This window comes from Aeromonas sp. QDB14, assembly GCF_027707845.1.
Classification (GTDB): Bacteria; Pseudomonadota; Gammaproteobacteria; order Enterobacterales; family Aeromonadaceae; genus Aeromonas; species Aeromonas caviae.
The window spans coordinates 1-8,328 of the sequence record NZ_JAPCJD010000116.1; the positions used below are offsets into that span (position 1 = coordinate 1).

General features: G+C 63.4%; 7 protein-coding genes. 4 read left to right on the forward strand and 3 right to left on the reverse strand.

Features of this window, described 5'->3' with window-relative positions; genetic code table 11:
* Positions 1 to 122: 122 nt before the first annotated feature.
* On the reverse strand, positions 123 to 1,826 hold the full coding sequence (locus tag PG887_RS21105) for an amidase (protein WP_270822842.1): 1,704 nt from the start codon (positions 1,824 to 1,826) through the stop codon (positions 123 to 125).
* Positions 1,827 to 1,953: 127 nt separating this feature from the next.
* Entirely contained in the window at positions 1,954 to 3,051 is a 1,098-nt protein-coding gene (gene aguA, locus PG887_RS21110) for an agmatine deiminase (RefSeq protein ID WP_270822843.1), read from the reverse strand.
* Between the two features lie 146 nt (positions 3,052 to 3,197).
* Between aguA and PG887_RS21115 the strand changes: the two genes are divergently transcribed.
* Positions 3,198 to 4,109 (forward strand): LysR family transcriptional regulator, encoded by a 912-nt coding sequence (locus tag PG887_RS21115; RefSeq protein ID WP_257707567.1) that lies wholly within the window; start codon positions 3,198 to 3,200, stop codon positions 4,107 to 4,109.
* Positions 4,110 to 4,675: 566 nt separating this feature from the next.
* Positions 4,676 to 5,011 (forward strand): endonuclease domain-containing protein, encoded by a 336-nt coding sequence (locus tag PG887_RS21120; protein WP_270822844.1) that lies wholly within the window; start codon positions 4,676 to 4,678, stop codon positions 5,009 to 5,011.
* Between the two features lie 339 nt (positions 5,012 to 5,350).
* Here PG887_RS21120 and PG887_RS21125 read toward each other — a convergent pair whose 3' ends face one another.
* Positions 5,351 to 5,917, reverse strand: a complete 567-nt coding sequence (locus PG887_RS21125) for a TetR/AcrR family transcriptional regulator (RefSeq protein WP_010672924.1) — start codon at positions 5,915 to 5,917, stop codon at positions 5,351 to 5,353.
* A gap of 167 nt (positions 5,918 to 6,084) precedes the next feature.
* On the opposite strand from PG887_RS21125, the gene PG887_RS21130 reads away from it, so the two are divergent.
* Together PG887_RS21130 and PG887_RS21135 are read left to right on the forward strand one after the other, a co-directional pair.
* Complete coding sequence (locus PG887_RS21130; protein ID WP_039039415.1) at positions 6,085 to 7,122, forward strand: alkene reductase; 1,038 nt, start codon at positions 6,085 to 6,087, stop codon at positions 7,120 to 7,122.
* Between the two features lie 191 nt (positions 7,123 to 7,313).
* Complete coding sequence (locus PG887_RS21135; protein WP_104451826.1) at positions 7,314 to 8,225, forward strand: MarR family transcriptional regulator; 912 nt, start codon at positions 7,314 to 7,316, stop codon at positions 8,223 to 8,225.
* Positions 8,226 to 8,328 lie beyond the last annotated feature (103 nt).

The following is an 8,328-nucleotide window of genomic DNA, read 5'->3' on the forward strand; positions in this document are numbered from 1 at the left end:
CCATGATCTCGCACCTCAGTAACTGTACGTAAGATCAGTATAGCTCGTGGTGACTGCTAATCATGGGTAATCAGGTTTCATTATATTCGGACGAACCCGAGAGATTTAACCCACAACACCAATCACTCCAACGGCGGCGTGCGCGGCGGCACCTGGCGCTTGCTGCCGGTGGACTCGAAGGCCGAGGCGACGCGCAGCAGGTTGTTGTCGTCATAGGCGCGACCGGCGAAGGTCAGGCCCACCGGCATACCGATATCGGCCATGACGCCCATGGGGACGGTGACGGTCGGCACACCGAGATGGCGAATGGCGAGGTTGCCGTTGGCAACCCAGATGCCGTTGCTCCAGGCGATGTCGGCGGAGGCCGGATTCACGTCCGCGTCAGCCGGGGCGACGTCGGCCACGGTGGGGAACAGCACGGCGTCGAGCTTGAGCTCGTCCATCCAGTCTTCCAAGTCCAGCTTGCGGGTCTTCTCCAGCCCACGCAGGCCGTCCGGCACAGAGGCAATCTCGTCGAAACGCTTGAGACCGCGCTTGGCCATCTTGACGTACTCGTCCATGCCGGCGGCGAGATCCCCCTCGCGGTTCGGCAAGGTGCCCGGATCGTGGGGGAAGATCTTCGGCCCATCGACATCTTCAAGTTTGTTCAACTTGGGATCGCCGTTGGCACGCAGGAAGTCGTCGAACGCCCAGCCGGAGAGCTCCCACAGCTCGTCGTTGAGAAACTCCGGGCTCACGATGCCGCGATTGAACACGGTCGGCGCGCCGGGTCTGTCCCCTTCGCAGTTGGAGACCAGCGGGAAGTCCACTTCAATGACCTCGGCGCCCGCGGCTTCCAGCGCCTGACGGGCCTGTTCCCACAGGGCAATCACGGCCTCGCGGGTATGGATACGCTGACCGGTCGGGCCGCCGATGCCGGGGTTGTCGCTGGTGCCCGCCAGGTCATCCTTGTTGATAAACATGCGCGGCACGCCGAGGCGCTTGCCCTTGATGGCATCGGCCTTGGCAGCCAGATCCAGATAGGAAGCCGGACGCACTTCAGAGGCCTTGGGCAGCTGCACCCAGGGCTGCATGCGCCACAGATCGCCATGGGTGTCGGCATCGTCGGCGACCACCACATCCAGCACTTCCAAAAGGTCTGCCATGGTGCGGGCGTAGGGCACGACGACGTCCATGGTCGGGGTCAGGGGCCAGTTGCCGCGCACCGAAATCACGCCCCGGGACGGGGTGTAGGCACACAGACCGTTGTTGGAGGCCGGGCCCCGGCCGCTCGACCAGGTCTCTTCCGCCAGACCAAAGGCGGCGAAGCTCGCGGCGGTGGCAGTACCGGCGCCGTTGGAGGAGCCGGAGGCAAAGGGCGCGGTCAGGTAGTCGGCGTTGTAGGGGCTCTCGGCACGGCCATAGACGCCGCGCTGCATGCCGCCATTGGCCATGGGGGGCATATTGGTCTTGCCAAGGCAGATGGCACCGGCGGCGCGCAGGCGCTCAACGGTAAAGGCATCGCGCTGGGCCACCAGATCCTTGAAGGCCGGGCTGCCGGAGGCGGCGGTCAGCCCCTTGACCAGATAGCTGTCCTTGGCGGTGTAGGGGATGCCGTCGAGCGGCCCCAGGGTTTCGCCACGGGCGCGGCGGGCATCGGAAGCCTCGGCCTCTTTCAGGGCATCGGGGTTGGGCACCACGACGGCATTGAGGCGGGTTGCTGTCTCGGGGCCGTCATAGGCGGCGATCCGGGCCTGATAGGCCTCGACCAGTTCGACCGCTGTGGTGCGGCCTGATTCGAGCGCGGCACGCAGCTCGGCAATGGAAACCTCGGTCACTTCGATCATGGGGATCTCCTGTAAAAGGGTGACTGTTTGTCATGATGATCGCCGTATCGGCGCCTGCGACCATCACATTATCAAGAGATAAAACCCCACGGCGTGGGGTTTTGAATTTCTACACTCTTCGACCAGCTTATTTGCCAGACGGGATCTGCTGGGTAATGCAGTGGATATTGCCACCCCCCAGCAGGATCTCCCGGGCCGGCACGCCGACCACGGTGTGCTCCGGGAAGATCTCTTCCAGAATGCGCTGGGCTTCGCCATCGGTGGCGGCATCCAGCAGCGGATAGACGATGCGATCGTTGGTGATAAGGAAGTTCACGTAGGAGCCGGCCAGACGGCCTTCTGCCTCGCGCGGCACACCGGTGCCGCTCTCGACACCGGCAGACTCCTCTTCAGTGCAGAAGAGCGGGCCCGGCTGGGGCAGCTTCCACACTTTCAGCTTGCGACCCTTGGCATCCACCGCCGCTTCCAGCACCTTGAGGGCGGCCAGGGAGCGGGCGTACTGGGGATCGTTCTCGTCATCGGTCCAGTGCAGGGCCACTTCACCTGGGCGCACGAAGCAGCACATATTGTCGATGTGGCCGTCTGTTTCATCCATGTAGACCCCTTCGTCCAGCCAGATAACGCTCTTCACACCCAGATAGTCGCGTAAGTAAGCTTCGATCTGCGCTTTGGTCAGGTGCGGGTTGCGGTTTTCGTTGAGCAGGCACTCGGCGGTAGTCAGGCAGGTGCCTTCGCCATCCACATGGATGGAGCCCCCTTCCAGAATGAGCGGCGCGTCGTAACGATCCATGCCGTGCTGTTCCAGCATCCGGGCAGCGACCTCTTCATCCTGGTTCCACGGGTAGTAGAGACCCCCCTTGTGGCCGCCCCAGGCGTTGAAGCCCCAGTCCACCCCGCGGCACTCGCCTGCGGCGTTGGTGACGATGGTAGGACCTGTGTCGCGGGCCCAGCAGTCATCGCTGGCCATCTCCACCAGGGTAACGTGGGCGGGCATGATGCCACGGGCCTGCTCCATAAACTGGGCCGGCACCCCCATAAAGACCGGCGTCGCGCCACCGATGGCATCCGCCACCTTGGCGAAGGTGGCCTGGGCGAAGCGACCGGCTTCCCGCCAGTTGTCCGGGCGGAACGGCCAGATCATCCAGACAGCCTGCTGGTGAGCCCACTCGGCGGGCATGGTGAAGCCGTCGGCGGCCGGCGTGGAATTCATGGTCTTGATGCTCATCGCAAGGCTCCTTGCATGGATTGAGGCCCCCGATTTGCCTGGGAACCCTGAAAAAATAAGAGTGGGTCGCAGTGTAAGAAGTTGCGCGCCCATCCATCAAATGAATAGGATTAATTGTCCCATAAACACGGCGAATAATCCCCCCCATGAAACTGCACCAGCTCGACCTCAATCTGCTGCTCGCCTTTGACGCCCTGATGACGCAAGGGAGCGTGACCCGCGCCGCCGAATCGCTCTTTATCAGCCAGCCCGCCATGAGCCACTCCCTCGGCCGGTTGCGGGCCTTTCTCGGCGACCCGCTGCTGGTGCGCACGCCCCAGGGGATGTTGCCGACTCCCCGGGCCCAGCGCCTGCATCTGGGGGTGCAGCAGGCACTGCGGCTGCTGGAGCAGCAACTCTGGGAGGAGGACGAGTTCGCGCCGCGTCAGTCGAAGCGCCGCTTCGTGCTCTGCACCACGGATTACGTGGAGTGCGTGCTGATCCCGCCCCTTATCCAGCGCCTCAGGAAGCTGGCGCCGGGCGTCACCATCGAGATCCGCATCCTGCGCGATACCCTGCCCGAAGCCGAGCTGGCGAGCGGCGAGATAGATCTCGTGCTGGGGTTTGACGAGTACATGCAGGTGCCGGGGTATCTGGGCAAGGAGACCTGGCTCACCGAACCCCTGGCCGGGCTGGTGCGCGCCACCCTGGAGCTGGAGGAGGAGCGCATCACCCTCGACCAGCTAATCGAGATGCCCCATGTGTTCCACTCGCCGCTCGGCACCTCGGAGGCGAGCCTCGACCGCTATTTGCAGAGCCTGGGCCATAGCCGCACCATCTCGGTCAACAGCCAGAGCTATATGTCCGCCGCCGCCATCGTGAGCCAGAGCGATCACCTGCTGGTGCTGCCCAGCATGGTGGCGGAGCTGCTCGCCAGCCACTGGCCGCTGAAAAGCCTGCCCCTGCCCGACGACGTGCCGGACTATCACCTCAACTGCGTCTGGCACCCGGTCCACGCCCAGCAACCGGCGTTGATCTGGTTGAAGGCGTTGATGAAGGAGTTGGTCAGCCCCGCGTAAACCCGCAGCGTCTGGCATACCAAAACAGCATGCGCAGCAGCCGGCCCAGGTGTGGCTCAAGCATCTGATGAAAGAGCTGGTGACTCCTGAATAACCCGACGGCGTGTGACTCCCCCCCCTCATCCCCAACCCTTCTCCCGCAAGGGGAGAAGGGAGCGGATCTGCGCCAGTGGCAGCATCGCAAACAACCTGTCTGCTAGGGCGAAATACATCCCACCAGCACATCGACCTATCGATTCATCAGTTCATCAGTTCATCAGTTCATCAGTTCATCAGTTCATCAGTTCATCAGTTCATCAGTTCATCAGTTCATCAGTTCATCAGTTCATCAGTTCATCAGTTCATCAGTTCATCAGTTCATCAGTTCATCAGTTCATCAGTTCATCAGTTCATCAGTTCAATGTCACACCACGATGGCCCCGAGATGACCACCAAAATGACAACTGTCACTCGATCTGTCCCCTCTCCCTCTGGGAGAGGGCCAGGGTGAGGGGAAGCAACCCACTCAGTCACCAGACCGGGGAATGGCTATATCTAATAGGGTCAAACAGCTCTGGATAAGCACCATGAGAACCCATCCGTTTGCCAAGCGCATGAGGCGAGAAGCCACCCTTGCCGAACAGAAACTGTGGCTGCAATTGCGCGACCGCCGCCTGGCTGGGGTGAAATTCCGTCGCCAGATGCCCATCGGGCCCTACATTGTCGATTTCATCTCGCTTGAGCAGAGGCTGATCATCGAGGTAGACGGGTCACAGCACAACGAACCGGCCGGACGGCAACATGATGGCGCAAGAACGGCCTACCTCAATCAGCAGGGCTTTCGGGTGATCCGGGTGTGGAATAACGATGTATTGAGTCGGATGGAGGCCGTACTGGAACTTCTTTTGCTCTCTTTACGCTGAGCACGAGCCCTCCCCCTCATCCCCAGCCCTTCTCCCATTCTTTTGTAGATGAGCGGGAGAAGGGAGCAAACAACCCGGTGGCGTGTGGCATCCCCAGAAACAACCATGACTCCCGCAAGGGGAGAAGGGAGCAAACAACCCAGCGGCGTGTGGCATCCCCAGCAACAACCATGGCTCCCGCAAGGGGAGAAGGGGGCAAAACCCCTGCTGCGAGGGGCATCCCCAGCAACAGCCATGGCTCCCGCAAGGGGAGAAGGGAGCAAACAACCCGGCGGCGTGTGGCATCCCCAGCAACAACAAAGGCTCCCGCGGGAGCCTTTGTTGTTTCCATCCTCGCCATCACGCCCGCAGGGCGCTCATCATCCGGGCGACGACACCGGCCAGCAGAGGGCGGTCGGGGTGACACTGGGCGAAGGTGACCAGTCCCTGGATATGGACCTGCAAGAAGGCGGTCAGGGTGGGGATGTCCCCCTCTTTTGCCAGCTCTCCCTGCGCCTTTGCCAGGGCCAGCTGCCCGGCCAGATCCTGTTCCAGCTCGCCATAGATGGCCTTGAAGCGAAGATGCAGCTCCTCGTCCTGCTCCGCCAGCTCCATCAGGGTGCGGGTCAGCAGGCAGGAGCCCTGCAGGGCATCGTCCACCACCTGCTCGAGGAAGGCGTGCAGCCCCGCCAGCGGGCTGGGCTGTGCCAGGCAGCGGCGGCGCAGGGCCCCCTTCTCTGCCACATAGTGATCGACCGCCGCCAGCAGCAGGCCGCGTTTGTTGCCAAACGCCGCGTAGAGGCTGCCCGGGTGCAGGCCGGTTGCGGCCACCAGCTCCTGCATGGTGGTCTTGGCATAGCCTTTGGCGCGAAAGGCTTCCATGGCGTTTCGCAAGACGGCATCCCGATCGTATTCGGCGCTGCGCATGGGGTCTCCGGTGGCAAGGTCCCGCGGGACGGAAAAAACAGGGCGGCAAGTTTACCCCAGCCTCCCCCGTCAATCCATGTTGAATGCTTGCTCAAAAAATACTTGCACACAAACCAAAAAACGTCTTGAATGCCCGTTCAAGAATCACTCCCTCAGGACAGACGATCATGAATACCCTGTTTCAGCCCTATCGCCTCAACGACACCCTCACCCTCGCGAACCGTTTCATGATGGCCCCCCTCACCCGCTGCATGGCGGGCCCGGGTCTGGTGCCCACCGAACAGATGGCCGCCTACTACGGCCGCCGCGCCGACATCGGCCTCATCATCTCCGAAGCCACCATCATCCGTCCGGACGGGCAGGGCTACCCCAATACCCCGGGGCTCTACAGCGCCGAACAGATCGCCGGCTGGAAGAAAGTGACCAGCGCCGTGCATGCCAACGGCGGCAAGATCTTCGCCCAGCTGTGGCACGTGGGTCGTCTCTCCCACCCCTTCTTCCACCACGCCGAAGTGCTGGCCCCCTCCGCCGTCGCCCATGAGGGCACGGTGCCGCGCATGCGCGAGCTGGTCTATCAAGTGCCGCGCGCCCTGACCGGGAGCGAAATCGCCCAGCTGGTCGAGGATTACGCCCAGGCCGCCGCCAACGCCATCGAGGCGGGCTTTGACGGGGTGGAAATCCACGGTGCCAACGGCTACCTCATCGATCAGTTCCTGCACCACGCCAGCAACCTGCGCACCGACAACTACGGCGGCAGCCCCGAGAACATGAGCCGCTTCGCCCTCGAGGTAGTGGATGCCATCGCCGCCCGCATTGGCGGGGATCGCACCGGCCTTCGTCTCTCCCCCGGCGCCTATGTGCACCTGGAGGGGGATGCCCGGGATCGCGCCGTGTTCGACCACCTGCTGGCCGAGCTGAACCAGCGCACTCTGGCCTATCTGCACCTGGGCATCTTCGATGACAGCCTCACCTTCGACTACCTGGACGGCCGCGCCTCCGACTACCTGCGTGCCCGCTACGACGGCCACCTGGTGGGGGTCGGCAACTACAGCGCCGAGACCGCGCTCGAGGCCATCGAGGCGGACCGCTTCGACCTCGTCGCCATCGGTCGCCCCCTCATCGCCAACCCGGACTACCTCGCCAAGGTGAAGCAGGGAGAGGCGCTGACCCCCTATGCCGACACCATGCTGGCGGAACTGGTCTAACCCTCGCCGGCACCTTGCCAGACCAAGGATGGGATCCGCGCCCCCGCGCGGGTTTCCAATGTTTGGGCCCTCTCCCGGGCCCTTTTTTCTGCCTGCCTGTCCCCTTTTTCACGCAAATAGTTGTCACCAACAACCAAACGATGGTATTGGTTGCGCATAACAACCAAATACCATCACTAGGAGACAACCCCATGGATCCCCGCCCCCTGCGCGCCCTGTCGAGGGAACTGGTACGCGAACTCGGCATGCTCTCCCAGCAGTGCGGCTCGCTGGCCCTGAGCCCCCTGGAGGCCCACCTGCTCATCGAGCTGGAGAACGGTCCCGCCACCAACCAGCAGCTTGCCGAGCGCCTTCGCATCGACAAGTCCAACGCCAGCCGCCCCCTGGCCCGCCTCGCCGAGCGGGAGCTTATCGCCTGGCAACCCCACCCCTCGGACGGGCGCAGCAAGGAGGCGAGCCTCACCGCGCCGGGCAAGGCACAGCTTGAGGAGCTGCACCGGCAGATGGACGAGACCATGGCGGGGGCCCTGGCCCAGCTCTCCCCCGCCGAGTGCGAGCAGATCTGGGAGGGCATGCGGCTCTATCGCAGCGCCCTCTCCCGCGCCCGCCGCCAGCAGGGGTTCGTCATCCGCCCCATCACCCCGGCCGACAATCCCCGGATCGCCGCCGTGGTGCGCGCCGTCTCCGCCGAATACGGCCTCACCGCCGACAAGGGGTACGGGGTGGCGGATCCCAACCTCGATTTTCTCCACGAGACCTATCAGGGGGAGCGCAGCCGCTACTGGGTGATTGAGGGACCGGACGGCGCCATTCTCGGCGGGGGTGGCATAGCGCCGCTGGCGGGAGCAGCGGATGTGTGCGAGCTGCAGAAGATGTACTTCCTGCCCGCCCTGCGAGGGCTGGGGCTGGGACGGCGGCTGGTGTTGCAGGCGCTGGCCGAGGCTCGCGCCCTGGGTTACCAGCGCTGCTATCTGGAGACCACCGCCGTGCTGCGGGAAGCCACCGCCCTCTATGAATCCCTGGGCTTCGAACACCTGCCGGGGCCCCTTGGCTGCACGGGCCACGACGCCTGCGAGATCTGCATGGTACTGGCGCTCGACTAAATAGCTGTTCCGAATAGTAGATCACAGGAGGAAGGGAACTCAGTCCAGTTTGTGCGATCTCATTAGGCGCGAAACAAAACAAGCCACACCAAAAGGACTGAGT

Bases quoted from the DNA above. Each gene is read 5' to 3' on its own strand.
- PG887_RS21105 (WP_270822842.1), bottom strand. From the start codon at position 1,826: ATGATCGAAGTGACCGAGGTTTCCATTGCCGAGCTGCGTGCCGCGCTC.
- aguA (WP_270822843.1), bottom strand. From the start codon at position 3,051: ATGAGCATCAAGACCATGAATTCCACGCCGGCCGCCGACGGCTTCACC.
- PG887_RS21115 (WP_257707567.1), top strand. From the start codon at position 3,198: ATGAAACTGCACCAGCTCGACCTCAATCTGCTGCTCGCCTTTGACGCC.
- PG887_RS21120 (WP_270822844.1), top strand. From the start codon at position 4,676: ATGAGAACCCATCCGTTTGCCAAGCGCATGAGGCGAGAAGCCACCCTT.
- PG887_RS21125 (WP_010672924.1), bottom strand. From the start codon at position 5,917: ATGCGCAGCGCCGAATACGATCGGGATGCCGTCTTGCGAAACGCCATG.
- PG887_RS21130 (WP_039039415.1), top strand. From the start codon at position 6,085: ATGAATACCCTGTTTCAGCCCTATCGCCTCAACGACACCCTCACCCTC.
- PG887_RS21135 (WP_104451826.1), top strand. From the start codon at position 7,314: ATGGATCCCCGCCCCCTGCGCGCCCTGTCGAGGGAACTGGTACGCGAA.